This window comes from Paenibacillus provencensis (assembly GCF_042678545.1).
In the GTDB taxonomy this organism is placed as follows: domain Bacteria; phylum Bacillota; class Bacilli; order Paenibacillales; family Paenibacillaceae; genus Paenibacillus; species Paenibacillus provencensis.
In genome coordinates this window covers 46,863-69,899 of record NZ_JBHTKX010000001.1, presented here as the reverse complement: position 1 = coordinate 69,899, position 23,037 = coordinate 46,863, and the positions used below count along the sequence as shown (strand labels likewise).

The window sequence follows — 23,037 nt, the reverse complement described above, 5'->3', positions numbered from 1 at the left end:
TCATGGTTACTTACTGCCTTTACCCGTCTGCCCAGTTTCTTTGTAAGTCTGTCGCATGCCTTTGGCACCGGCTGAAGCATCATACGTCTTTCCTTTGTTGACCACCTTACCAGGACCACAAATCTCAGGTTTCTTTTGATTAACCTCTTTCATCACTTCCACCATCCCTCTTTAAGATACTGTCTTGTTTTCATTACAGTTGGACCTGTATAACTGCAGCTGGTGCATATCATTCCGCCATGATGATGAAATCCCGGTCGCTCACACCTTGGGCAAATCGGCTGGCTTGCTATCCTTTGATATGGATTCTCGAATGCAGCCTGATGCGCAACAAAATTCTTCATCTTCTCATTCTTATGCATGAAGTTGGCCCATGCCTTTTGCTCTTGCGGTGTAAATCCTTTAGCCATTGATCGGCAAACCTCCTTGCATTGGAATTACATTAGGCGGAAGTTGAGGCGGTGCCTGCTGTGCCAGTTGCGCCAATAGTTCCGGTGGGAGCTGAGGTGGCAACTGTGGCATACCCTGTGGAGGTCCCATTGGCATCCCTTGCGGCATTGGAGGCATTCCTCCAGTCTGCATACCTTGCATCGGCTGCTGTTCCTGTGCCATCTCTTCCTCATCTTTCAGAGGCATACCCATCTCTTCCCTGAGGTATTCCCTCATCTCACGCCAGAAGATCAGAGGCTTACCTTCGATTACTCTGTTACTTAAATCAGCGATCATATCGAACATGAACGCCTTATTGCTTGGCAATCCATCACCGATTGTGAGGTTAAGATCAAACTCGGCCGTACGTGTTAGCTCCTTGCCCTTGTCATCCGTCAACACTTTGTGTTCGGGCTCTACTTCTACAGCGCCAGTCATTTCATTCGGAATCAACTGAGGAATATTTTTAAGCTCCCTAGGATCATAGAACTTGTAATCCGGCATGCGCCCTTCAATACGAACCCACATCTCGTTGTCCCAGTTCTCAAGCATCTCATCGTACAGAAGTTGCAGCACCTCTTTAAACCCCTCTTTGAGCATCTCTTTCTTATGGATTACACCCGTTTGACCAGCTTGTTGTAAGGCTGCTATAGCTCGGAATGCTGTAACACCAGATGGTTGTTGTCCCCGGGTAACATCCGGACGACCGCTGACGATATCAGCCTCTTGGAACGCCTTCTCGCGCCTGATTACAACGTCTGGAGATACTTGCCTTGCCTCGATAACCCGGAAGGCATTCACGTCCCTCATAGGCACTCTGAGACCTGCTGCTGATGACCATTTACGAGGATCAAACCCTCTGCCAGCATTCATGCCATAAGCAATCTGCGGATTACCCATCAATCGGGCATTAATCCGGATTTGATCATCAAGATCGTTTATGATGTCTTGCGTGTTTACAAGTAACTCAACATCCCCTTGTCCCCAGATCATGCCGCGCTGCGGATAGCATGGTATCACAACAAAAGGATACATATTACGACGTTGAATCTTACCTTTTTCTTTACGAGAGTCTTGCAAGATTATGTTCTGCGAGACAGTCAGGCAGTATAACTTACCCTCGTCATCTTTCATATAACACTCCAACAATAGAGCACGCTGAGATACGCTGTATTCTGATTCATCAGCGTGATCTCCCTCGTAGATCTTAGGATCATACAAGACATTCAGTTGACGCTGTAAGTACTTACCTCGATCAAAAGTATTTCTAAGCCAGCTGAGAGACTTCCACGTCGCATGAATGATAAACTCTGCATCTTGTAGTAAGTGGTATGAGGTTACCTTAGGATCTGGGAAGAAGTTTGCCGGGTTTACCACATCGTATGTAGGCAACCCTCGCCCACCCAATGCATCCTCATCGAAGTACACTTTGTATACACTCGTACCAAGCTCAAGCCGATCATGCTCTGCAAGCTCAAGCTTCTGCTTGAATTTGTTGTTCTCCAGGATGTAATCCATCATGTGCTGTGTCTGGATAGCGTACAGCTCATCAGATAACTCTACCCCCTTGGCCTCTACCGCCTGCGGTTTGTCCACCAAATCAGCAATTTGCCCGTCAATTATTGGCTTAATGATAGGCGTGTTACTCGCCGGATCATCCGGAGACTGCTGAACAACCTGACGACCATGGTAGTAATCATCGAACTTCCTCCATTTGCTGTGGAGCTGCAGATTCTGTTTAGCTGTCCATGCCCCGTTGAAAAGTTGCTGTACTCGCATAGCTTCCTTCGTTTCTTTTTCTGTCTGCTCCAACTCACTCGGGTTCTTATTGTGTCGTTGGTCAATGTTGTCTACAATTTCGACCTCATTCCTTGCCATGATGTCACTCCTTTCAAGCAAAATAAAAAGCCCATCTACCGATGGACTCTATCCTCTACCACTCAATTGACTCGGGTCCCAACCGCCTTGGCTTACACGCTGATTATCACGTCTCTCTTGTGTAAGCTGCACCTCTAATTGGCGATATTCCAGATCCATTTGAGCCATTGTCTCTTCCAGTGCGTTGATTTTCTTTTCCTTCTCTTCGTTATCTCGCTTGGTGTACCCAATTTGCCTGCCGTATACAAAAGCTGCACAAGCTAATGCTGTTGCAAGGGTTAAGCACAGGAGAGTCAACACTGCTGCCATTCGCTTCACCTCCATATCGTTCGATCAGCATCATCAAGTGTTTGGCACATTCAACCTGTTTAGCGTCAATAGTGCCACTCACAATGTTCATTACCATCCCATCCTTCTGAACCAAGCTGCATCTTCGTCTTCCTTGCTTGGGCGATTCGCTTCATCCTCAATTTCACTCACATGTTTAGCGGTGCCATCTGAGCTGTAAACGAAGCTTTGTCCATCCTCAGCCTTTGACTTACCTCCGAATATATCCGGGAGCTCCGTGATGAACGGGTCCATGACAAGCAAAATAATAGCCGATGACGTGACGGTATCATCATTGCCACTTGCGGCATTGGTGTCTCCGTCTTCACCGACTACGTATTTGATGCATTCTTTTATCATGCGTTCGGACTTACATCCCATTTGCCTCTCACGGATCAGCTTCGCCATGTTGTCGATCATGAGTGGCTTAGTCTTGTTAGAGGTCCACCAGCCGATCTCTTGCTTCTCCTGATCGGTTATCTTGTCATGAGTGGTACGTTTGTACAGGTTTGAGTAAGTCACCTTTATTGCATTGATGGTTGTAAGACCGTGATTGTTCTCCTCTATTGCGATTAGCGCCTCATTGTACCAATCACCAAGGTTCTGCAGTATGGGATTACCCAGAGCATCTGGGTCAATATGTCCATGCCACATAGCCACAAGGTTCTTGTCAGCATCCCATACAGTTGCACACGAATAGTCGCCGTCTGCTTTGCCTTTAGCAACGTCAACGCCGATAAAATACTGTTTATTCCGTTTAGGAGTCTGCCATACTTCAAGATTTCCTTTCTCATCCTTAGCGAAGGTGACCTTGTCACCATGTCTCTCAAGCCGACCCATCACACCTGGTATACAGTACTTAAGGTATTCCATCAGCACATTGACATCAAACCGTGGTCGACCTGATGCCAAGAACGCTTCCTCAGCTGTACAAGGATACTCCTGGTCAAGCTTCTCGCCTAAGTCCTTGTATTTACCGTAGTACCAATAGAGTTGATTCCACTCAAGCCCTTCAATCTCTCTCAAGCGCTTAAGTTTCAGGAAGAACTCTGTATCTCCGGCAGCTACATCAGCCTTGAATTTATCCTCACGCTCTTTGTCCTCGAATTTCAACACATACTCTGGTGTGAGCCACCATTGATAGAACTTAGGCTCCCAGTTGTTTGTACCTTTCTCAGCTCCATCCCACAGGTCTTTGAACTCATTCAGTCCGTTTGCTGTGGTCTCAAGGATCTGTATACTGTCCTTGGTAAGTGCTTCCCCCAAACCAGTCATGATTGAGTCGATAGAATCCCAAAATGCGGCCTCTGAGCCGTGGAAGAAGTTAATGGTCTTAGACCGTCCAACCTCTTTATTACCGGCTGTATTGACTCGCCAGCGGCTGTTGAGCTTCTCAAAGTGGAACTCTCGGCGGTTATTGTACTTCTCCGTCGGCTTTAATGCGTCTGGGAGCTGGTTGTAGATGTACTTGGCCTTATCCTCGAAGATTGTATTGGTGTTGTCTCCACTATCCGCCAGTGTAAACCCAGAGAAGTTTTTGCTAATGATCGCATTAGACAACTGATAAGCTGTGATGAACGATGTAAAACCTTGCTGCCGTCCTTTCAGCACCAAGAATTTAAGATGCAGGCGTGAACCTGCGGCATATCCATCTTTAGCTTTGTTGATGTCGGCCAAGAAGCTCTGCTGCACCTCATTCAGAAAGAATGGGATCGTATTCTTGTCCTTGTCTACGATGACAAAGGAAATCTCGATCAAGTACTCTGGGTATCGGTTGATCTCCTTTCTCACCGCAGCGTTATTGGGATCAACGATATAGTTTACCGCAGCCATCACGAATTGAGTATCTCGTTCAATGTCACGGTATTGGTTCCAGAGCTCTTTACGACGATTAATGATGTCCTGGCACGTCTTCATGAGAAGAATTCCTCCAATTTCTTGGATACCTTAAGATCAACCTCTGTCCTATCCTTAAACATGCCTAAATGACGAGCTACATTCTCAAGCGCCTTAGCCTGATCATGCATTTTTATCTCAATGCCAGCTTGTGTTTGCTTGATACCTGCATATAACAAGCGAGCGCCGCCTCGAAGCTTCTTTGTATCTTCCATGTGCAGATCAGCTTTCCCCTCACCTAAACAATGAGGACATTCAGGGTTAGGATCAGCCAACTTGTTAAATCCAAATCCACCTTCTTTTGATGGAATTTTAGGAGCGACCGTTACATTCTTTTCCAAAGATTCTGCCATCGCCTCGTTCTCAGCATACTTTACACGTTCTTCATATTCTTCTTCATCAACCCATTGAAACTCATTATTTATTCCATGACAGAAACGACAATTTAATCTGCGAAGATGCACCAATTCATTTGGATCAGCAGTAGCAATATTCCACCAGCGCTCGAGCACCATATCCGCGGTTATTTCTGTTCGTTTTGAGCGCTCATCCATCAAATGTTGAATATATTCTTGAAGGTCAGGTTTGGTCAGGTTTTCTTGACCTATGGATTTCGCTGTTTTTTCGCTATAACCAGATCTAATTGCTGCCTGAGTGGCATTGAGGTCTACAATGTATTCCTCAGCAAACTTTTTTTGTTTAGCCGTCAATGCCATGGGATTCACTCTCCTTTCTACTCTACCTTTTCATACGTTTGCTCAAAGATATATGCTTTACATGGATAAATCTCTCCATCTACTCCCTGGATGATATAGTCGCCTTCATCAGCTCTCATACTTCCCTCAAGAGTCTTGATAATGCAGTACAATCCTTGACCACGAACAAACGGTCCTTCATCCGGACTGCTCTTATATGTTCTAATGGTGTCTGCACTTACAGCATCATCAAACCAATCAGGCCTAGAAGTCCCATATACAAAAGCTTCAATCACTACTGGTTTCTTTCTGTACTTCATCTTTATCTCTCCTCACGTTTAATAACATCTGCTCTATCTCTTCTTTTCCATATCCTTTGGTTTGATCTCTTAGCATGAAGCTAGAGAGTGCAAATACTTCTCTATGAGTTATCTTCATAGCCCCAACCCCCTTATTCGGCCTCCGCTGTCGCTAAGTATTGCGGTCGTCTCGATGGCCTTCGGCAAAAGAAAAAGCCGCCTTTCGGCGACTCTGTGATTACTCTTCAACTGGCTTTTTGAAAATTAATACATTTTCATCAAGCTCCACCTTTTCCAATTGAAACTCAGTGTTACTGTCAGACTTGTAAAGTGTAATGACGTTTGATAACTCCCAACCTCTATTACCGAGATCGTTTAGCATATCCTCAAACTCATGCCCGAAGTCATCACCGATTACATGTTCAACCTTATACTGCCATTTCTTCATGATGTGCACCTCCCTCCAGCTTCCAACATTCGCCAAAGAGAGACTTTATTCCTGCTACTTCACGACTAGAACGCTATCTACAGCATGTGTGTTGATCTCTGTTGCATAATCGCCCCATACAATCACCCACTGTTGAGGTGGTTTCTTTAACAGTTGAGCATACTTATTCGCCTGATCCTCTGTCAAGCCGAATTCAAGCTGAGTACCTGCACTAAATATAATGACCAGTTTTGCCATGGGTCACCTCAAATAAAAAAAGAGCAGCATTTCTGCTACTCCTCTGGATTGTATTCAATTAACCAAACGCCGTATTCATTCTTCGCTTTAAGCCTTCCATCTTCACACATGCGCTGTACAGTGCGTATTCCTATTCCTGTTTTCATTGCATATCCTTTAACAGTGGTCACACAGTCCAGCGGAGTTACTTTTTTTCGATGTAGATTGTGTTACCCATTCCATCTTCCCAGCCGTTTACACCCTCACCGGCATCCAGATCCGAAACAATCTGCTCCATACTTTCCATATCTGGCGGAACGATAGTAGCAACAACTTCGCCATCTTGGATCACTTCAAATTGATGCAAGTCGAAATTCAGTTCCGCTTCTACTACTTCGTATCCTTCGCGTGTCCATGTTCTCATTTTAATTTTCCCCTTTCACCTCATCCGGCCTATCCGGCTTGTCGGTGTCGTATGTACGACTTATTGATATCAATATATCATCATGTCGTACGTACGTCAATAGGGAATTTGAAAATTATTTTTCATCAAAAAATTGCTAAAATTAAAGAAGCGTACCGCCGAACACCCTAGGGCATTGCCAGTACGCTACCTATTGATTCTCCGCCAGCCGACCGATATACACCGATCCTTAGATATCCTTTCGATGCTGGAGAGTTCGAAGGAACAATGTAAACGGAGGCTGCGCATTCAGCTACCGACGTCCATCATATGTTCCCTATGATAGTATCTTAGCACAACATTTAGTGCATTTTCTTGCAAAAATCTTGCATTTACGCCGTTTGGACCACATCATCTAGATTTATGATTTCAACTATTTCAACAAACGTAAGCGCTATTGCCAATTGCTTCAACGCGAGTTTATGCCACCGTGTCACTGTACTAGGATCAACATGCTTCTCGGCAGCAATCTGCCCCAATGTACGCTTGTTACGATCGAGATACTTCCTCCGAATCACTGCCGCTTGATCATCATCTAGCACGTCTGAAACCACACCGTCTATAGTTCTCACAATCGCGCTGTATGACTGGTAATCAATTTCACTCTGGAATGTACTACCTCCACCTAACCGTGGCGCTCGGCTGCCGTATCCGCCTGCTCTGGGCATGCCAACATCATCATAAGGGTTAAAGCCAGCGATTCCGTTATTAATAGCAAATTTGTAGCTGCGATAATTCTTCAGCAGCTCCACTACTTTATCCTGATTCATGCCTTGTACCTCCTTCGTTAAGAGAAAAGACGGCTTACGCCGCCTCCCCCATTCTTTCCTTTTCAAGCACGCTCACTCGTTGCTCAAGCGCCGTGAGTCTTTCCTCAACTGTCGGAGCTGCTTGTCCTTCCAGCGTTCCGTCAGCGTCTGTTTGATCCAATCCGTACTCTGTGCCGTCGGTTTCTTCTTGAAACTGTAAAGAAGGAGGTGTTAGGCTCTCTTCCAACTCTTCCTGACGCCGTGCCAGATCCTCATTACGACGTTTCTCCTCGGCGGCGGCTCGAAATGTACTTGCCGCTTCGGCAGTTACCTCCCGATACTTTCCTCTTTCTAACCAACCGAATGTGATTTCCTCGTCTGTCTCGGCTAGTTTAGCGCGGAAGAGTGATCCTTTGTTGTCAGCCGGTACCACATCATAAATGGCTGGGCGTGATTCTTTAAACTGTTTCATGGCTTCTGCAAGATCAGCCGTTGTATTTGTATTCACCACTTTAGGAGCGTTGGAAGCACCCACAGCGTTCTCGATCCGTAAATCATCAATGTGGCTATTTAGTCTCGCAATCTCCTTGTTAGCCGTATCAAGCTCATTAGCTGCCGCATCTCTCTTACGAGCATTCTCAGCCGCTTCTTCTCTCGCTGCATTAAGCTCATTCTTAAGAGCAGCTGCCTCTTCGTACAAAGAATCATACTGCATTTGGAGTTGGTCTTTAGCAGCTTGGATCTGAGCAATCTGGACTGCTGCCTCTTCCTTAACTCGGTTCATTTCTTTGATCAGCTTTTCTTCACGAAGCATCATATTTTCTTGAATAGTCGCTCTTAAAATTTGATAAGCCGATTCGTTATATGTCAATGCTCTCATGGTGTATTGATCTTCCCCGTCCGTTGCTGTCAGCTCATCAAGCCAGTTAGCAATTTCCTCGTTATTCTCTTCGACCTTGTTGTTCTCCAGTTGCACTAACTCTTGCTCCAGCGCCTCGATCTTATGAACGTCCGCTACTGCTCCGCGTTGTCTTTCAGTACTCAATTCATAACGTTTTTGGTCCAATAACTCCTGGTTTGTCACCACATACACCCCATTTTCCGTAATTGTAAGATTATAACTCTATTATACTATGAATTAGTGAATGAAACTACTTGTTTACGTTAATTTTCTCGATATTTTTCTTGTTTTCTATCATGGTTGTTACTTGACAAAGTATCATCATACTTCCATCCATTTATATTTGGTTCCTTGCACTTATAATTCGTCCCTAATCCCCAATGTTGAATGCAATAAACTTTGCACTTATCGCATTTCCATAAATTCTGTGAACTCGATCTATGCTGCGCTATTATTGTGAAGTCATGTCTGCAAAAGTATTGTCTAAGTTTTAGCATCACTCCTTACGCTCCCTTTTTCTTCATTGCTTCTAGCGCATCCATTTTAAACCACTCAGACGGCTTCTGTAGGCGTTTTGGAGACTGTCCCACTCTTTGTATGGGTAACTCTATCAAAATGCCTCTAGCAGTCCCTGAGTCGTCTATAAGCACCATGCCGTTAGAATGCGTGATCCAACACATAAGTTTCATATTCACTTTTCCTCCCATATCCCATTTGTATTCTTGACCACCTTTAGCAACAGATCAGGATACTTGGAATCGAACAGCGTCCTCCGTAGTGGGAAGTCTCGAGCAACAAAGCCTTTTACATCTTCCACGATTCTTTGACCATGCTCATCCAGATACATGAAGTCCGCTTTGTATTTATGACCTCGCTTTTTCTTTCCCAGTTTGGTAAAGGGCTCGATCAACACGAATTCCGGATGGTTCTCAAGCTCTGAAATGAGTCCAGCACGCTGCAGCATGCAAAGGTGTGCGTACCGTTGGGCCTCCATTTTGCTGTCAAAGGTGATATTGTCGATGATCGTTTGCTTGGCCCCATATTTGTTAGTCTTGCGAATCATGCCGCACCCCCTTTCTTCCCCTTGGTCATGTGAACGATGCTCTTGCTAGTACCCAGAGGCCGCAGTGGCGGCCCATACTTCCGGATGATCTCCTGTCTCTCTTCCTTGGTTAAAACGTACTCTTGTAGCGTCTCATTCTCCCTTTTCCGTTCTGGAGCCAGCTCCATCTTCATTGTGTCTTTGGATTTAACTGGTGTATGCTTCCGTCCATATGCTTTCATTGCCATTTAGCTCACGCTCCTCTTTTATTGTTGGTGCTGTTTTGCATTTCTTCCGCGAATCGAATCATTTCTTCCAGTTCTTCTTGTGAAACAACTGGCGCTTCTTCCGTTGGCTTGACTACCTCAATTTGCGGCTTACCTCCCGGAGTCCGTAGTGGTGCCGCTCCAACTTTCAAAGGTGGGTTGATGTCGATGATCTTGGTCTTACCTTCCTGGACCCAGTTCGTCAGAGTGTTAATGGCGTAATTGACATGCTTGCCGCTGGCTTTCTTTAATGCAGCTGTAATGACTTCGTTCTCGACAACTCGATGGAATGCATATATTTGATCAATGGAATAAATGCTGGATTGCTGAATGTTGTAGTCTGTTATCATTTTGGTTATTTCATCTTTAAAATCAGAATTTGAAGAGGAGAGTGAGTCGGACGCTTTTTCTTCTTCTTTTTCTTCTTCTTTTTCTTCTTCTTTTTCTTCTTCTTTTTCTTCCCCCAAGTCTATAGATAGACTATTTATAGGGTATCCAAGGTCTTTGCAGAGACTAGCAAAACGGTACTTATAGTCGTTATTTTTTATACCGTTGATCTCTTTCTCCACGCACATGCGTACTTTAGGACTTTTGATAGAGTTATGCTTGAGCCAGTTGAGCAACATAATCTCTTGTGTTGGGTCGTGATACAGTATCTTTCCATATTCGATGAAACGATGCAGCAGCTTGTCCACTGTCTCCCGGTGATATCCTGTTTCAAACTCAATCACTCGTTTTGGAAGCTCATATATTCCACATTGGCTAGTTTTAGAGTTGGACATCAGGTAAACGTAGAAGTATTTTTCCTCTGGCGTCAGCCCGATCACGAATGGATCTTGCCAGAAGCTAACTTGTATTTGCCGATAAACCGCCATGTTCTCACCTTCCTTGATCTAGGTTATAGTCCGTTGGATCATCATCTTCGAAAATGATCTCACATACATCCTCAAACACTTCGCTGCCACTTTTGACTATCTCTGATCCCGTATATCTCAGGACGGTGTATCCCTTCTTGGCAAAGTATCTATCTCTTTTCTTATCGTGCGCTGCTTGTTCTTTCGTTCTTTCGTGGTAGTCGTGGCCATCACATTCAATAATGATTTTCTTCTCAATCGAAGGATTTGAAATTGGACAATATATGAGTAAGAAGTCGACCGTGTATATACCAATCTTCTCTTGAATCTTGATACTGTAATTCCGTCTTCCGATCTCATCCAAAAGATCCGTGATACTCAAGAGCATTATTTGCTCAATCGGTGTTAAGTCTTTCATCCTTAAAAAAGTACTTTGTACTACATAATCGTGATACTCAATGAATTTTTTCTTTCTCAGCTCCAAGGGATCCATGCCCTCTACCTCCTACGCGCCTTTTATGTGACGTTGATAATCCAATATGTTGTTTATCTTCATCTTGGCCCATCTGATCCGCTCGTTGTGCCATTCGATAGCTCCGGAGTCGCCGTATCGTTCAGCGTCCACCAGATCACCTACCGCCCGAGCCAGCTCATCATCCCAATAGGCTAGTGACTCGCTCGAAAATCGGTTGTTATATGACATATTGACTCACTTCCTTGCTATAAATTCTCGTTATAAGGGAATAGAGACAGTGTTTCATCTGTATCTATAAAGAGTATTTTGGGTTCACTGACCTCTCGATTAGGGTTTTCTTTCTGGAGCCGCTCACGTCTTTGTTTGAAGTAAGCTTTTAAATCTTCGTCAAGGACTCTTTTCTCCTCTGGTGACATATTGACTCACTCCTTTGGGTAAAGGGAATCCATAGCCTCGCTCAAGTGCATGTTACCTTCTATAAGAGCCATGGCAGTGTTACCGTGTTTAAATCTTTCTTGCGCCGCGATTATCGCTTCCCTCAACTTCTGTTCTCGTTCTTCCGCTCTGTCTGCACGTTCTCTATGCTTGTGTAAGGCTGCACACGCTGCGTTATAGGCATCTGGTGTCGGATACTTCCGTAAAGCTTCTCTACGCCATTTCTCGGCTTCTGCTTCGGCTTTATCAGCTCGTTCTTTCTCTGCCCTCAGGACCTCGTTAAACGCCCTCGCTTGTTCTTCTACCGATCCAGATACATCTATATCTATATAGCTTCTAAACTCGTCTATATCGGCTTTTATGCGTTCAAGGACCTGAAGCATTTCATGATTCCTAACTTCAAGCTCATATGCTTTAGCTTTCCATTCGGCGGATTGTTGCAACCAGTATATTGGCATTTGTGGCTGCTCTGCGATTAAGTGAGGCATAGCGAAACCTTGATTCCTTCCGGCTCTTTCGCACAGATCCATGTCCTTATGCCAGTCTCTATTCATCCTTTGGCCCCCTTCGTCCCACTCTTGCTGAGTAGATGCGATGTTACAATAAGGGCATCGGTGCTTATCTCCCGGCTTAATGGTGGGTACTGGATCAGCATCAAGCTCACCTTTTACTATTTTCCAACGAAGGATTTCAAGCACGGTTTCTCGACCATCTACATATTGGCTTTGTTCTTCAGGATATCGTTTTCCTAGTTCAGCTATAATCCAATTGTTTAGTTTATTTGCTGATATAAGCTTCTCTTGTTTACTCATGGTCTACCTCCTGAACCTCGCTCATGACCCAACCACATCGAGTGCAGGTTTTAAGTTGGATAATGCCTACAAGTTTATGTTTCCACTTCTTGCACCCACATTTATTGCATTGTAATTTACTCATGTTCTACCCTTCCCCTCTATGAATCTCAGACAATGCATGCCATGTTTGACGTTTCACATCCTCAAGTATTTCAAACGCTTGATGTGGCGTATATCCGTGGTCTTCAACAAGTGATGTCAATCCTACGATAATAAGCATTTCTGCATGCCGATTTAACTTTGCTTGTAATCTCTCAGTCATGGTCTACCTCCCCAGGAAGGTTTAATAGGTGAGGATGTTCAAACTCGTTACCTAACACCTTTAGTACCTTCTGACCACCGAAATCTAAAGGGCATCCCTTTGCGTTTCCTTCGTCAATCAACCAGCAGTTGTACAAGAATCTGACCGTGCCGTTAAACGTAAATCCTTCCTCTATGCCGACATCCAAATAACCATTTCCCCGTATTACATACTCTTCATCAGGTTTATCGTAGTTCACGATGTCGCCTTCATAGATCTCGTTGCCTGATTTATCCTTATATCCGGTATATTGACCCACTGTTTCGGGATCAACTAGTATTTTCTTGATGTAGACGCAGTCTTTTATTTTCGCATAGTCCTCTCCGTACACCCATTCACCGTTATCTACTCGCTTACCGCGGAATTTGTAATCTCTCATTCCCTTTCATCCTCCCCTTTAGCTGGTTCCAGAGCCTGATTTATGGTTTTAAATGATTTCTGAAGCGCAGATTCCACATCTATATATCCGTTGTTTAATAATTCTGTTTTTACATCTGCCAGTGCCTTACGTAGTCGATCTATCTCAGTATTTGAATTAGTTCTTAGCTCCATAAGTTCTGTTAAGTATGGTAAAACCCAAGCTGTTGGTGTATAAGAAGTTCCATATGTGAATTCACCAATTGATGGCATAGAATGACCGTGTTCTAACAAATATTCATCTGGAAAATCATATCGTTCACTACTCTTGTCCATTTGCTTGATGAGTTCTGAAAGCGTGTTTGGTTGTGTCATCCCTGTTATCTCTCCCTTACTTGGATTATGGATCCTCTATACGGCCTCCGGCTAAAGCCTAAGCGTATTCGTTCGTCTCGTTGGCCTTCGTCCAATTAGTTTCGTTTCTCCGCTTGGAACAAATCCGGTCTTGCTCGTTTAATTCGATCTTTTAAACAAGAATGACAAATGGATTTTCCATCCGATCTCTTACCGTGTGACTGACTGTATCTTTTAAACCAAGTGTTGCAGTCTCCGCATTTAAGCCAAAACTTTTTCTTCCGTAATCTCTTGGTAGGTGGAACATATCTATTATTTTTTGGTATCGTCGCATAAACGCGCTTGCCGTTTCTTTCATAAACAAACTCCATTGTTCTCCCCTCCCAGGGAAAGAGGCTATGCCTCAGACCCATCGACTTTAAATATTCGTTTACCACATGATGAGCAGTAAGCGTATTTCCCCATTTTGTGCTCTAAATACATATACATTTCTGTGTTATCTGCTATAGATCCATCAAATTTGTGATTGGTTCTTATATTCCCATAGGCATAGTCTTTCGTGTAATATCCTTCATCAGATCCGCACTTTGGGCACGCTTCAGGAATTTCCACTCTGTTATCTCTCCTTTAAGGCTGTATAGCCTAAAAATTGAATTCAACTTGACCATCACTCTCTTGGTAAGTCAGTTGCTGAAGCTCTTCCTCGTACCGCATGACCCTCTTCTTTGCTGAATCAAGCCATCCCTCATAGAGCGGCATGATATGACTAAGGATGTACTCAATTCGACCTTCGTGATGCTTGGCTAGTTTCTTGCTTGACTTGGATTCTCTTTCGATCTCCTCGATCACTCGATGTAGTTCCTCGATCTCTTCTGTGTTGAGTTCTACAGATGCACGAGATTGGAACAGAAAGTATTCCACTTCAGCTTTCCTATCTTTATTCATAAGCTCAGCCTATCTCAGCACAGTTGCTCTCATGGCATTCTGGGCAAGCTGGCTCTTCCAGATCTTCAGGAACCGCAAACTTTCGATTACACTCTTCACATTGGTATTTGATCCAATCTTCCATGTGTTTATCTCTCCCTTATTAGGCTGTATCCCTCAAACTTCTAATTTCATATGGATCTAACGTCTGCAGATACTCTTGCAATGCCGGCTGCCATATCCGTTTATTTGAATGGACCATCGTATGGTCACGGTCACAGAGCAGCACACAGTTATCAACCTCGTATATGCCTCCCTGAGAGCCGTAGACCACACGATGCAGGTGTAAACCGCTTCTTGATATACCGCAGATTAAGCACCATTTACCGCCGTCTCGTGCGATCACCGCTTCTCTAACTTTCTCTTTCTGTGACTTACCTTTGTTGTTCTTTTTCTTCCGACTATCTGGCTTAGGCGCTGGGTTAAATCCGAAGTTCAGAATGGCCCATCACATCCTTCTGGAAGCTCCACCTCGTATTCAGGGTCAAAGGGATCAGAAAGGTAAATCATCGTCTGAGATGTCGATTGGCTTTCCTTCATCAGAGAATGGATCTTGTCCACGCTGCGCACCTCCCCCATGTCTAGTCTGATCGTTCTGGCTTGATTGGCTGCCACTCTCTAGGAACCGCACATTGTCCGCTATTACCTCAGTGATGTACACGCGTCTGCCTTCGTTATTCTCGTAGTTACGGACCTGTATGCGACCTTCCACAGCGACTAGACGACCTTTCTTAAGGTAGTTGGCACAAGTCTCTGCAAGTTGTCTCCATGCCACAGTAGGAATAAAATCAGCCTCACGTTCTCCGCCATTGCTACTGAACGGACGATCAACTGCTAATGTGAATTGAGTCACGGCAACACCTGCAGGCGTGTACCGAAGATCCGGGTCCCGGGTCAGTCTTCCGATCAAAATCACTCTGTTTAGCATGTGTTATGCTCCCTTCGATTCAGCTTCTTGAGCGTTTTTTTCTTTTATAAGATCATTTAGTTTTTCAATGAAGTCATGCGCCTGCTTCTCTGTAATTGAGTTCAAAGGGAACCCATATAAATTGTTAGTTTGACGATCGACTTTATCGGGTTGATAGCCAAGCTCAATCCACTTGGTCTGGATTTTGACCATGGTGTCTTTAGAGATAACCTTCTCGCCTGACTCCAGCCACTCACGCAGTTGCTTTCCAGTCTCAACTGAAGGTGTGAAATACTGTCCATCAAATAGACCAGTTCTATCTTTGGATACTGTTGCAACATGATCGGCAGTCAGGTCCATAACTAAGGTGAATTCATACTCCAAACCGTCACGCTGTACTGGGGCCATACCGACTTTCTTAGGCACCTGCTTTCCTTTGTCATTTGCTTCAAGCACATACTCAGTCTTCGACCGCATTGTCGTGAAAACATGACACTTTGATTTGAGGATTGCCTCCACCATTTTGTTTTGCTTTGGTGTCATTTCAGCCCATGCCGTGTAACTGTTCTTTCCGCCCATCTTCGCTACATGGTCTTTTTGCTCTAGCAATCCACCCTCGCCAGCCCATGCATGAGAGAGTGAATCTATAATGATGGCATCTACTCCGTAATCCTCGAAGGCTTTGATCGCTTCAATGTATTTCTCCGTTGTATATGGCGGCTCCAGATCAATCTTCGGAAACTCCGGGATGTGCTCGCCAGCCTTTACCGTCTCCGCATACAAGTCTGCACTGCGGTTCTCAGTGTCGATTAAACCGACCTTATCCCAATCTCCTGTCATACCGTAGGCCATGAACAAAGCAGACAATGTCTTTCCGGACCCACTCGGGCCAGTTATTCCTACTCTTGCCTTAGTAACTTTTCGTTGAGCTTTTCTGATCAGCATGCTTCATCCTCCAATTCGTAGGTAATTTTGACTTTGGCTGCTTTGAACTCAAGCGGATTATCAGGTCTGTATCTTCCCATCATGAATTGAGCGTAATCATCATCAGGAGATTTAAAGCTGATCGCTCTGGTAAAGTCGTCCACAGGCTGTGCATATTGGTCTAAGAAGTATCCTTTTTCTTTATGTTGTGGGACGTATCGAACTTTAACTTGCATACGGATCGTCCTTTCGTGGTATAATCAAATCGCAAATTTAACTAAGTGTTTTTCCTGGGTCGCTGTTACCGCAGCGGCCCTTTGTCTTTTAACTGCTCTCACGTAATTCATCAGGTAAACCCTCTTGAGTGTCCGATTTAATTTCCCTCTGGCACTCGCTATCTTCGCTAACTGCAGAAATATGATCGGGTCCGTCATCGTTCACACTCTCCTCCTGTGCACCTCCTCTCCGGAAGTATGTAATCACATCGTCTATGGTCTTAAATGTCATCTCATGCAGAATGTTTCAGCTCCTCTATTGCACGGTATAGCTCGTCCGTTAGTCTTTGTTGCTCTTCACTGGTTATGACTTCAGCTTCGTATTCGGACAGCGGCATAACTTCTTTTGCTCTGTAACCTTTGAAGACCAGTTCTTTCATTAAGCTGCTGTAATCAACTGCTGACCAAGCAAAGGTGCGGCCACATTCGGTTAGGACGTAGAACTCAGTAATCTCAGCTTGCATCGTCAAAACCTCCGTGTAACAGTCTTACTTCCACATATGACTTGCTCTCAATCGCTTCTAGCATGTGTTCTCTGCAATGAGGTTGACCATAAACCTCGTACACTGCTGGTCTGCTGCAGCCGTCACACTTTGTAAAGGTTGGTTCCACAAACTCCGTCTTCTCAGGCTTACGTAGCGGAATGATTGTTGTTAACATTGCGTTTTCTACGTCGTTTTGTCTTTTAGCCATGCTTGACACTTCCTTTCACGTCTTCTTTTTCTTGTTTGGCTTGTCCTAACTTGACCAGTGCTTCCTTAGTGACTTCCTTAAACTGCGGTCCCTTCTCTTCATTGACCTTCATTTGTTCACCACCTTTGGGAGTTCTTTATTGAGGTAATCTGATTTCTTCTTATTTCCGAAGTCTTGCAGAATGCTTTTTCGTATTTCATTTGCCATCGGTCCAACTTCGAAGCTGACTCGTAGATTCCCACTCATTCCCGATCACCTCATCTAGTATTTTTGGCACATGTTTTGTGATTTGTTGTACAATATATTGAGGTTATACATATGACCTAACGGTCCATTAGGTCACGCAATATCTCCTTTGAACTTATTAAGAAAGTAAATCTGTCCGCGTCCGGTTACTCGTGTAGTGAATCTCACTTTTGTTTCACTAGAACCACCGACTGTTCTCTCCTGGACTTCGAATAGATCCATATCCATTGCTCTCTGAGTTGGTAGATTTTTGCGGTCACCTGCTTTGCAAAGGAACCCTTCTTCTCTCAAGCGACCGAATAGCCGATTTTGACCAATGTTGACTCCGTTTTGCTTAAGGATGGTCGCCAGCTGTCCGATCAGGATTGAATTAGAGGAACCTTCAACCGCTTCAGCGAACAATACTTTGGGTTTGACTTGATGAATCTGCTGCTCAAGTGCTCGACTCTTCTCTTGTTCCTTTTTAAGCTCCCCTGCTAGGTTGATTAGGAAGTCTGGATTAAGGATTGCTTTCTCTAGTGTTTCTGTTGTCATGTATGCACCGTGTTTACGGATGCTTGGTATGACTTCATGCGTGATCCAGCGTTTGAATTGTTTTGCTTCAGGTTTGCGGCTGCCGAGGATTAAGGTATAAAGACCAGGTTCGTTTATAGCCGTTTGGAGCCTGTCTTGTCTGCCATCATTTAAAATGACGTCAGCTTTTTCATCAGAATCCAATCTCGAAATCGCTTGACCTACATTCCCGATATCAAGCACGTCACAAACATCTTTTGCTACAAACCAAGGTTCGTTTTGGATTGTTAATGTTCTAATGTGGGATTGACCATACATAAATGATTGAATCGGATTCATTTGCAATCGCCCCTTTATGCTGTTTTAGTTGAATTAAGCGTAACGCTTAGTTGTTGAGCAAAAAAAATCTGTGGATCTTCATCTAATGCTTCAGCAATCTTAAGCATGTCATCCAGATAAACCCGACGTCTTCCCTTTGCGATGTCCGCGTACCAAGGAATCGTTTTACCGCAGTGGTCAGCGATTTCTTTCATTGTGATTCTTTTTCTTTTGCGAGTAGTTTCTATATTTTTGACAACTGGATTCATTGTGTCACCACCTTTCGTCAACTAAGCGTTTCGCTTAACTTGTAATCTTAATATAAACTAAGCATTTCGCTTAGTCAACACTTTTTTTTAGCTTTTCGCTTAATTTATTATGCGTAACGCTTAACATTGGTATATTAATAGAATGAGAGGAGGAAGTTGAATTGAGTAGTTTAGGCGCCAGATTAAAGAAAGCACGTGAAAGCAAACGCCTCACACAACAGGAAGTCGCAAACCATCTAGGAGTATCTAATGGCGCTATTTCTGGATATGAGCGTAATTATAGAGACCCTGATACAGAGATTCTTAAGAAATTAGCTGATTTATATGAGGTGTCTTTAGATTGGTTACATGATAGGAAAGAAAAAGAGAGCGATTATTCGCTCCCAGAGGAATTTGTAAATAGTTTGATTAAGGAAGCAGAAACAGAATACAAGGTTAACCTGCGCGATGATCCAGTTGTTGAGTCTGCCCTCCGGGATCTGATTTCTCATCTCGCAAAAATGAAGCAATCCGCACAGAAAGAAAAGTAATTATCTCTTCTTCTTTGATAGAAGCATCTGATTTCTTGACAAAAGTCTTTGCTAACAGCAACAACTGCTCATCCATGTGTACAACCCCTTTTCTGTTAAATGCAGCCGGTTGAGTAGATAAATAGATAATACCACAAAATCTCAACTTTAAGAACACATGTTCTGTTTTTGGGTAAAAAAAGAATAAGGTGGCAGTGTGATGGAGCACCAACTCGTTCCCGTCCGCTGTCGTATTCCCGTACTTCTAAAGAAAAAAGGTAAGAACCAGCAATGGCTGGCAGACGTTACAGGTCTGCAAAAGCAGGTTATCTCTGATATTGTTCACTTGCGAAGGCCCAATATCTCGATTCAACTTGCCGCACTCATTGCTTTTCACCTTAACTGTAAGATGGATGATCTATTTGTATGGGAATGGCGGTAGCAGAGTAGCATATTTCAGCTACTCTGGAGCAAAGTACATTTTTATGTGTACTATGTAATACGACACCATTCCACTTCATCTATCAACGAGTTATCGACATTGAACTGGTTCTTATATCCTTACTATAACAAAATTCCCCAAACTGTATATAACAATAAGTGTTAATTATCAGGGGCTTTAATAGGGTTAAAGGGGTATTGACTCTTTAATTAGTACAATTTTTTTCGTACAATCACATAAGTATCATTATCAAAAATGACTTTTGTACCTCTTTTATGTTCTTTTAGCCCCTTTACCTTGGCCGGGTTGACAAGAGTCGATCTATCGTAAGACTCAAATCCATAGGGGCTATAGACATTACTCGCATCACTCAACGTATTTACAGATAGAAACAACCCCGAATCTGTATGATATGCCAAAACCTTACCTGAATAATCAGTAGGCTTAATTAATTCCACCGCCATAACTTCCTTTTGAAGATCAAATATCTCGTATAATTGTTTCCCCTCCTCTCTTAAATAGTTCACTCCAATGATAGTAATGGGTTTCAAAAGTCGAAATCCCTCCTTTGCTGTGCTAAAGAATAATGATAGATGAAAAAAAGTTAGTTGACATGTTGTAAAATCTACCAGTAGGGGATGCCAGCAAAGAAATTAGAGGATATAATGAGGGTTGACTTACATATATAGACAATTACCGCAGCCGATGTGGATCTAAACGGGGTGTATGTGTGAAAAAGAAAGTAGTAGCATCATTAATGGTAGCTAGTATGATGGTTGGTGGAGTAGTAAGTGCGGCGAGCATGTGGGGTACATATAAAGGAAATGAGATTGTAAGAGTCCAACTTAATGGATCTACAGTAAAATACAAAGATGTACCTGCTATTAGCTATGACGGAAGAACGATGATTCCTGTCTCTATGTTACGAGATCTCGGGGTCTCTTACACGTGGGACCAAGCAAACAAAACGATTAAATTGCAGAAAACAAATACAGTATCATCTATCAATTCTAACAACACAGGCAATACTAATCCTTCAACAGTAACTATGACTGCATCAGATCTTAAACTGTATTCTAATGATGGAAAAGTTTTTTTAGGAACTTTGTCTACAAATTTTTACGACTCTGAATCAATTTTTAATGAGTATGGTGATTACGGAAGTGAATACAGCGCAACAAGTATAACTAACGAATTTGGTACATATGGTGGCGAATACTCAAACGAAAGCGCTTATAATGATTTTGCAACTAAGCCGCCAATGCTTACTTACAAGGGGCAGTTCCTTTATTATGTCACTACTAATGAATATATGTCCAACTCCATAACTCCTCAGGAATTATACGGTTTAGCTAAATCACTATAACTAAATTGCCTGTATAATCCAGTTATGATATCATAAGAATAGAAATAAGGACGGCCGCGAACCGTCCTCAGGACAACAGCTTGGTGGGTTCTCCTCCAACATAGTGTGATGCAGAGAAGTGACCCAGGCGCGAACCTAAGGGGTCACTTCTTCTTTTGTTCGATATATGTTAGCAACGCTATGATAAACCCAGCGAAGATAATTATATCTGAAAAGGAGAAGTTCATGAGCCTCACCTCCTTCTGGAGGAAGACTCACCCACCTAGGCGTGTTGTACAACCATATTATACCATGATGCTCTGATCATTCAGAGCTCTTTTTATACCTATGTATGCACCTCTATAGTCATTGAGTTCTCATTCTCTATACAACGGGCTGCGAATGTCGCCAGTTTGGTACCTTTTCCCTGCTGAAAGCTCTCGATTGCTTTAATCAGTCCGATCGTACCGATCGAGATCAGGTCTTCCAAATCCTCACCGGTATTATCAAACTTCTTCACAATATGGGCAACCAGCCTCAGGTTATGTTCGATCAGAAGATTACGCGATCTTGCATCGCCTTCTGCCATCAGCTTCAAATGTTTGGCTTCGTCTGCCTCTGATAACGGCTGAGGAAATGCATTGTTCTTCACATAAGAGACAAGCAGTGTCAATTCCTTAATAAATAGAGCAATGGCCGTAAAAATACCAGGCACAGGTGACACCTCCTACAATCTTCAGAGTCTACATTCTTTGTCGTCTAACTAATGTATGTAGGCATGCACCCATTCGTGCCTGTACGAAGGAACTGCAGCGTTGTTTTTGACCTCAGCTCTTTTGTCATGACACCCCACATTCCTGCTTCGTATCGTCGAAGGACAAATTTGATCAAGAACAGGCCAATTTAGCAACAACTGTGTAGAAAGCTTACCTTTATTTGTACTATTCTGACAGTAGTTTATAGAGGAGGCTGATTATATTGGCAGTTAAAAAACGCTATGCACACGTCGGTACAGGAGGACGGGCATCCTTTTTCTATGAAGCGATCGTGGGCAGTTATCAGGATAGTGCCGAACTGGTTGCTTTTTGCGATTCGAATCAGACCCGCATGAACTATGCGAACAACCGGCTCGCTGAGAAGTTTCCGCACTATCGCCCCATCCCTACCTATAAGGCCGCTGATTTTGATGAAATGATTCGCACGGAGAAACCGGATGTCGTTATCGTAACGACTATAGACCGTACCCATCATCATTATATTATTCGGGCGATGGAGCTCGGCTGTGACGTCATTACCGAGAAGCCAATGACCGTTGACGAGGACAAATGCCAGCAGATTATTGACACCGTCGAACGGACCGGGCAGAAGGTACGCGTCACCTTCAACTACCGCTATTCTCCTCATGCGACCAAGGTAAGAGAATTGATCCGCGATGGCGTAATCGGTGATGTGCTGCATGTCAATTTTGAATGGCTGCTGGATACGAGACACGGAGCTGACTATTTCCGTCGCTGGCACCGGGACAAACGCAACAGCGGCGGGCTGCTTGTGCACAAATCAACTCACCACTTCGATCTGGTCAATTTCTGGTTGAACTCGGAGCCGAAGACGGTCTTTGCCATGGGAGATCTATTATTCTATGGAAAGGAAAATGCCGAAAAACGCGGGGAAACCTCCTTCTATCAGCGTGCATACGGCCATCCGGCAGCCAAGGAAGATCCTTTTGCCCTGGATCTCGAGAAATCTCCTTCATTAAAAGGACTGTATCTGGACGCCGAGCACGAGGACGGTTACCAGCGGGATCAAAGTGTATTTGGGGACGGCATCTCCATTGAAGATACGATGAACGTGCTTGTCAGATACAAGAATAATGCCATGCTCAATTACTCCCTTCACGCTTACGCCCCATGGGAAGGCCATATGGTATCCTTTAATGGCACCAAAGGACGCATTCAGATGCGGATTGGTGAAAAGTCCTATGTAAATTCCGGCGGCAAACAGACCGATGAAGGAGCAACCCGGCTCAGACAGATTCTAGTTCAGCCGATGTGGGAGGATGCTTATGAGGTTCAGCTGGAAAATAAATCCGGTGGTCATGGCGGAGCAGATCCTATTCTGCTTGAAGACTTATTCGGCACACCACCGGAGGATCCATTCCACCGTTCCGCATCCCATTTGGACGGAGCCATGTCCATCCTCACTGGTATAGCGGGCAACGTTTCTATGAGAACCGGGCAGGCTGTTCAGATTGAGAACTTATTAAAGTTTCCTTCAAGAGCTTAAATGAAAGCGTTCCCTATCCAGATGAACCTTAACGGTTTTTATCTCAAAATAAATTAAGGTTAGTAGACTGAATTGCATAGCATCTCGTTA

At 43.8% G+C, this 23,037-nt stretch carries 38 protein-coding genes and 1 pseudogene; 4 read left to right on the top strand and 35 right to left on the bottom strand.

Annotation, left to right across the window (positions count from 1 at the left end):
- Positions 1-6: 6 nt before the first annotated feature.
- The 33 genes from ACFQ3J_RS00365 to ACFQ3J_RS00205 all read right to left on the bottom strand — a co-directional run bounded on the left by ACFQ3J_RS00365 (position 7) and on the right by ACFQ3J_RS00205 (position 18,368).
- On the bottom strand, positions 7-156 hold the full coding sequence (locus tag ACFQ3J_RS00365) for a hypothetical protein (protein ID WP_251584923.1): 150 nt from the start codon (positions 154-156) through the stop codon (positions 7-9).
- Positions 153-410 (bottom strand): hypothetical protein, encoded by a 258-nt coding sequence (locus tag ACFQ3J_RS00360; RefSeq protein WP_251584925.1) that lies wholly within the window; start codon positions 408-410, stop codon positions 153-155. The genes ACFQ3J_RS00365 and ACFQ3J_RS00360 overlap by 4 nt, the downstream gene beginning before the upstream one ends.
- Positions 403-2,307 (bottom strand): portal protein, encoded by a 1,905-nt coding sequence (locus tag ACFQ3J_RS00355; protein ID WP_251584927.1) that lies wholly within the window; start codon positions 2,305-2,307, stop codon positions 403-405. Before ACFQ3J_RS00355 ends, ACFQ3J_RS00360 begins: the two co-directional genes overlap by 8 nt.
- Before the next feature lie 48 nt (positions 2,308-2,355).
- Positions 2,356-2,616: a hypothetical protein gene (locus tag ACFQ3J_RS00350; protein WP_251584929.1), complete on the bottom strand. Its 261-nt coding sequence runs from the start codon at positions 2,614-2,616 to the stop codon at positions 2,356-2,358.
- 90 nt (positions 2,617-2,706) lie between these two features.
- Positions 2,707-4,551 carry a hypothetical protein gene (locus ACFQ3J_RS00345; protein ID WP_251584931.1) on the bottom strand — a complete coding sequence of 615 codons (1,845 nt, stop codon included), beginning with the start codon at positions 4,549-4,551 and terminating at the stop codon, positions 2,707-2,709.
- Positions 4,548-5,246, bottom strand: a complete 699-nt coding sequence (locus tag ACFQ3J_RS00340) for a terminase small subunit (RefSeq protein ID WP_251584933.1) — start codon at positions 5,244-5,246, stop codon at positions 4,548-4,550. The genes ACFQ3J_RS00345 and ACFQ3J_RS00340 overlap by 4 nt, the downstream gene beginning before the upstream one ends.
- A 17-nt stretch (positions 5,247-5,263) precedes the next feature.
- Positions 5,264-5,545, bottom strand: a complete 282-nt coding sequence (locus ACFQ3J_RS00335) for a hypothetical protein (RefSeq protein ID WP_251584935.1) — start codon at positions 5,543-5,545, stop codon at positions 5,264-5,266.
- Positions 5,514-5,663 (bottom strand): hypothetical protein, encoded by a 150-nt coding sequence (locus tag ACFQ3J_RS00330; RefSeq protein WP_251584937.1) that lies wholly within the window; start codon positions 5,661-5,663, stop codon positions 5,514-5,516. Before ACFQ3J_RS00330 ends, ACFQ3J_RS00335 begins: the two co-directional genes overlap by 32 nt.
- A 99-nt stretch (positions 5,664-5,762) precedes the next feature.
- Positions 5,763-5,972 (bottom strand): DUF4177 domain-containing protein, encoded by a 210-nt coding sequence (locus ACFQ3J_RS00325; protein WP_251584939.1) that lies wholly within the window; start codon positions 5,970-5,972, stop codon positions 5,763-5,765.
- Positions 5,973-6,026: 54 nt separating this feature from the next.
- Complete coding sequence (locus tag ACFQ3J_RS00320) at positions 6,027-6,209, bottom strand: hypothetical protein (RefSeq protein WP_251584941.1); 183 nt, start codon at positions 6,207-6,209, stop codon at positions 6,027-6,029.
- Between the two features lie 184 nt (positions 6,210-6,393).
- Positions 6,394-6,612, bottom strand: coding sequence for a hypothetical protein (locus tag ACFQ3J_RS00315; protein WP_251584942.1), 219 nt, complete (start codon positions 6,610-6,612; stop codon positions 6,394-6,396).
- 371 nt (positions 6,613-6,983) lie between these two features.
- Positions 6,984-7,421: a hypothetical protein gene (locus ACFQ3J_RS00310; RefSeq protein WP_251584944.1), complete on the bottom strand. Its 438-nt coding sequence runs from the start codon at positions 7,419-7,421 to the stop codon at positions 6,984-6,986.
- A gap of 34 nt (positions 7,422-7,455) precedes the next feature.
- Positions 7,456-8,484, bottom strand: coding sequence for a hypothetical protein (locus ACFQ3J_RS00305; RefSeq protein ID WP_251584945.1), 1,029 nt, complete (start codon positions 8,482-8,484; stop codon positions 7,456-7,458).
- A gap of 508 nt (positions 8,485-8,992) precedes the next feature.
- Positions 8,993-9,364 carry a DUF1064 domain-containing protein gene (locus ACFQ3J_RS00300; protein ID WP_090725282.1) on the bottom strand — a complete coding sequence of 124 codons (372 nt, stop codon included), beginning with the start codon at positions 9,362-9,364 and terminating at the stop codon, positions 8,993-8,995.
- Positions 9,361-9,591, bottom strand: coding sequence for a hypothetical protein (locus ACFQ3J_RS00295; RefSeq protein ID WP_090725281.1), 231 nt, complete (start codon positions 9,589-9,591; stop codon positions 9,361-9,363). Before ACFQ3J_RS00295 ends, ACFQ3J_RS00300 begins: the two co-directional genes overlap by 4 nt.
- Positions 9,592-9,596: 5 nt before the next feature.
- Positions 9,597-10,484: a replication protein gene (locus ACFQ3J_RS00290; protein ID WP_379292258.1), complete on the bottom strand. Its 888-nt coding sequence runs from the start codon at positions 10,482-10,484 to the stop codon at positions 9,597-9,599.
- 4 nt (positions 10,485-10,488) lie between these two features.
- Positions 10,489-10,956: an endonuclease domain-containing protein gene (locus tag ACFQ3J_RS00285; protein ID WP_379292257.1), complete on the bottom strand. Its 468-nt coding sequence runs from the start codon at positions 10,954-10,956 to the stop codon at positions 10,489-10,491.
- A 12-nt stretch (positions 10,957-10,968) separates the two neighbouring features.
- Complete coding sequence (locus ACFQ3J_RS00280) at positions 10,969-11,166, bottom strand: hypothetical protein (RefSeq protein ID WP_379292256.1); 198 nt, start codon at positions 11,164-11,166, stop codon at positions 10,969-10,971.
- 17 nt (positions 11,167-11,183) lie between these two features.
- The gene (locus ACFQ3J_RS00275) at positions 11,184-11,354 is read right to left on the bottom strand and encodes a hypothetical protein (protein WP_379292255.1); all 171 of its coding nucleotides are present in this window, start codon (positions 11,352-11,354) and stop codon (positions 11,184-11,186) included.
- A 6-nt stretch (positions 11,355-11,360) separates the two neighbouring features.
- Positions 11,361-12,185: a hypothetical protein gene (locus ACFQ3J_RS00270; protein ID WP_251584951.1), complete on the bottom strand. Its 825-nt coding sequence runs from the start codon at positions 12,183-12,185 to the stop codon at positions 11,361-11,363.
- A gap of 127 nt (positions 12,186-12,312) precedes the next feature.
- Positions 12,313-12,489 carry a hypothetical protein gene (locus tag ACFQ3J_RS00265; protein ID WP_251584953.1) on the bottom strand — a complete coding sequence of 59 codons (177 nt, stop codon included), beginning with the start codon at positions 12,487-12,489 and terminating at the stop codon, positions 12,313-12,315.
- Complete coding sequence (locus ACFQ3J_RS00260; RefSeq protein WP_251584955.1) at positions 12,482-12,907, bottom strand: YopX family protein; 426 nt, start codon at positions 12,905-12,907, stop codon at positions 12,482-12,484. The genes ACFQ3J_RS00265 and ACFQ3J_RS00260 overlap by 8 nt, the downstream gene beginning before the upstream one ends.
- Positions 12,904-13,260 carry a hypothetical protein gene (locus tag ACFQ3J_RS00255; protein WP_251584957.1) on the bottom strand — a complete coding sequence of 119 codons (357 nt, stop codon included), beginning with the start codon at positions 13,258-13,260 and terminating at the stop codon, positions 12,904-12,906. Before ACFQ3J_RS00255 ends, ACFQ3J_RS00260 begins: the two co-directional genes overlap by 4 nt.
- A 151-nt stretch (positions 13,261-13,411) precedes the next feature.
- Complete coding sequence (locus ACFQ3J_RS00250; RefSeq protein WP_251584959.1) at positions 13,412-13,597, bottom strand: hypothetical protein; 186 nt, start codon at positions 13,595-13,597, stop codon at positions 13,412-13,414.
- A gap of 284 nt (positions 13,598-13,881) precedes the next feature.
- Positions 13,882-14,184 carry a hypothetical protein gene (locus ACFQ3J_RS00245; RefSeq protein WP_076311237.1) on the bottom strand — a complete coding sequence of 101 codons (303 nt, stop codon included), beginning with the start codon at positions 14,182-14,184 and terminating at the stop codon, positions 13,882-13,884.
- Between the two features lie 142 nt (positions 14,185-14,326).
- The gene (locus ACFQ3J_RS00240; protein WP_177178745.1) at positions 14,327-14,569 is read right to left on the bottom strand and encodes an HNH endonuclease; all 243 of its coding nucleotides are present in this window, start codon (positions 14,567-14,569) and stop codon (positions 14,327-14,329) included.
- Positions 14,570-14,716: 147 nt separating this feature from the next.
- Positions 14,717-15,151 (bottom strand): single-stranded DNA-binding protein, encoded by a 435-nt coding sequence (gene ssb, locus ACFQ3J_RS00235; RefSeq protein WP_379292254.1) that lies wholly within the window; start codon positions 15,149-15,151, stop codon positions 14,717-14,719.
- Positions 15,152-15,154: 3 nt separating this feature from the next.
- A complete protein-coding gene (locus ACFQ3J_RS00230) occupies positions 15,155-16,075 on the bottom strand; it encodes an AAA family ATPase (RefSeq protein ID WP_379292253.1) in 921 nt (306 codons plus the stop codon).
- Entirely contained in the window at positions 16,069-16,290 is a 222-nt protein-coding gene (locus ACFQ3J_RS00225; protein ID WP_379292252.1) for a hypothetical protein, read from the bottom strand. Before ACFQ3J_RS00225 ends, ACFQ3J_RS00230 begins: the two co-directional genes overlap by 7 nt.
- Before the next feature lie 272 nt (positions 16,291-16,562).
- Positions 16,563-16,793, bottom strand: coding sequence for a hypothetical protein (locus ACFQ3J_RS00220; protein WP_379292251.1), 231 nt, complete (start codon positions 16,791-16,793; stop codon positions 16,563-16,565).
- Positions 16,783-17,022, bottom strand: a complete 240-nt coding sequence (locus ACFQ3J_RS00215) for a hypothetical protein (RefSeq protein WP_379292250.1) — start codon at positions 17,020-17,022, stop codon at positions 16,783-16,785. Before ACFQ3J_RS00215 ends, ACFQ3J_RS00220 begins: the two co-directional genes overlap by 11 nt.
- 339 nt (positions 17,023-17,361) lie before the next feature.
- Positions 17,362-18,120 (bottom strand): phage antirepressor KilAC domain-containing protein, encoded by a 759-nt coding sequence (locus tag ACFQ3J_RS00210; protein WP_379292249.1) that lies wholly within the window; start codon positions 18,118-18,120, stop codon positions 17,362-17,364.
- Between the two features lie 14 nt (positions 18,121-18,134).
- Entirely contained in the window at positions 18,135-18,368 is a 234-nt protein-coding gene (locus ACFQ3J_RS00205) for a helix-turn-helix domain-containing protein (RefSeq protein ID WP_379292248.1), read from the bottom strand.
- Positions 18,369-18,529: 161 nt separating this feature from the next.
- Between ACFQ3J_RS00205 and ACFQ3J_RS00200 the strand changes: the two genes are divergently transcribed.
- Together ACFQ3J_RS00200 and ACFQ3J_RS00195 are read left to right on the top strand one after the other, a co-directional pair.
- Entirely contained in the window at positions 18,530-18,898 is a 369-nt protein-coding gene (locus ACFQ3J_RS00200) for a helix-turn-helix domain-containing protein (RefSeq protein WP_379292247.1), read from the top strand.
- 199 nt (positions 18,899-19,097) lie between these two features.
- Positions 19,098-19,319: a helix-turn-helix domain-containing protein gene (locus ACFQ3J_RS00195; RefSeq protein ID WP_379292246.1), complete on the top strand. Its 222-nt coding sequence runs from the start codon at positions 19,098-19,100 to the stop codon at positions 19,317-19,319.
- Positions 19,320-19,528: 209 nt separating this feature from the next.
- Here ACFQ3J_RS00195 and ACFQ3J_RS00190 read toward each other — a convergent pair whose 3' ends face one another.
- Positions 19,529-19,870, bottom strand: a complete 342-nt coding sequence (locus ACFQ3J_RS00190; protein ID WP_379292245.1) for a LytTR family transcriptional regulator DNA-binding domain-containing protein — start codon at positions 19,868-19,870, stop codon at positions 19,529-19,531.
- Positions 19,871-20,049: 179 nt separating this feature from the next.
- Between ACFQ3J_RS00190 and ACFQ3J_RS00185 the strand changes: the two genes are divergently transcribed.
- A complete protein-coding gene (locus tag ACFQ3J_RS00185) occupies positions 20,050-20,685 on the top strand; it encodes a stalk domain-containing protein (protein ID WP_379292244.1) in 636 nt (211 codons plus the stop codon).
- A 355-nt stretch (positions 20,686-21,040) separates the two neighbouring features.
- On the opposite strand, the pseudogene ACFQ3J_RS00180 reads toward ACFQ3J_RS00185, so the two are convergent.
- Positions 21,041-21,379: pseudogene (locus tag ACFQ3J_RS00180) on the bottom strand (sigma factor); the annotation flags it as partial.
- 263 nt (positions 21,380-21,642) lie between these two features.
- On the opposite strand from ACFQ3J_RS00180, the gene ACFQ3J_RS00175 reads away from it, so the two are divergent.
- Positions 21,643-22,947 (top strand): Gfo/Idh/MocA family oxidoreductase, encoded by a 1,305-nt coding sequence (locus tag ACFQ3J_RS00175; protein ID WP_251584320.1) that lies wholly within the window; start codon positions 21,643-21,645, stop codon positions 22,945-22,947.
- The last annotated feature ends 90 nt before the right edge of the window (positions 22,948-23,037 follow it).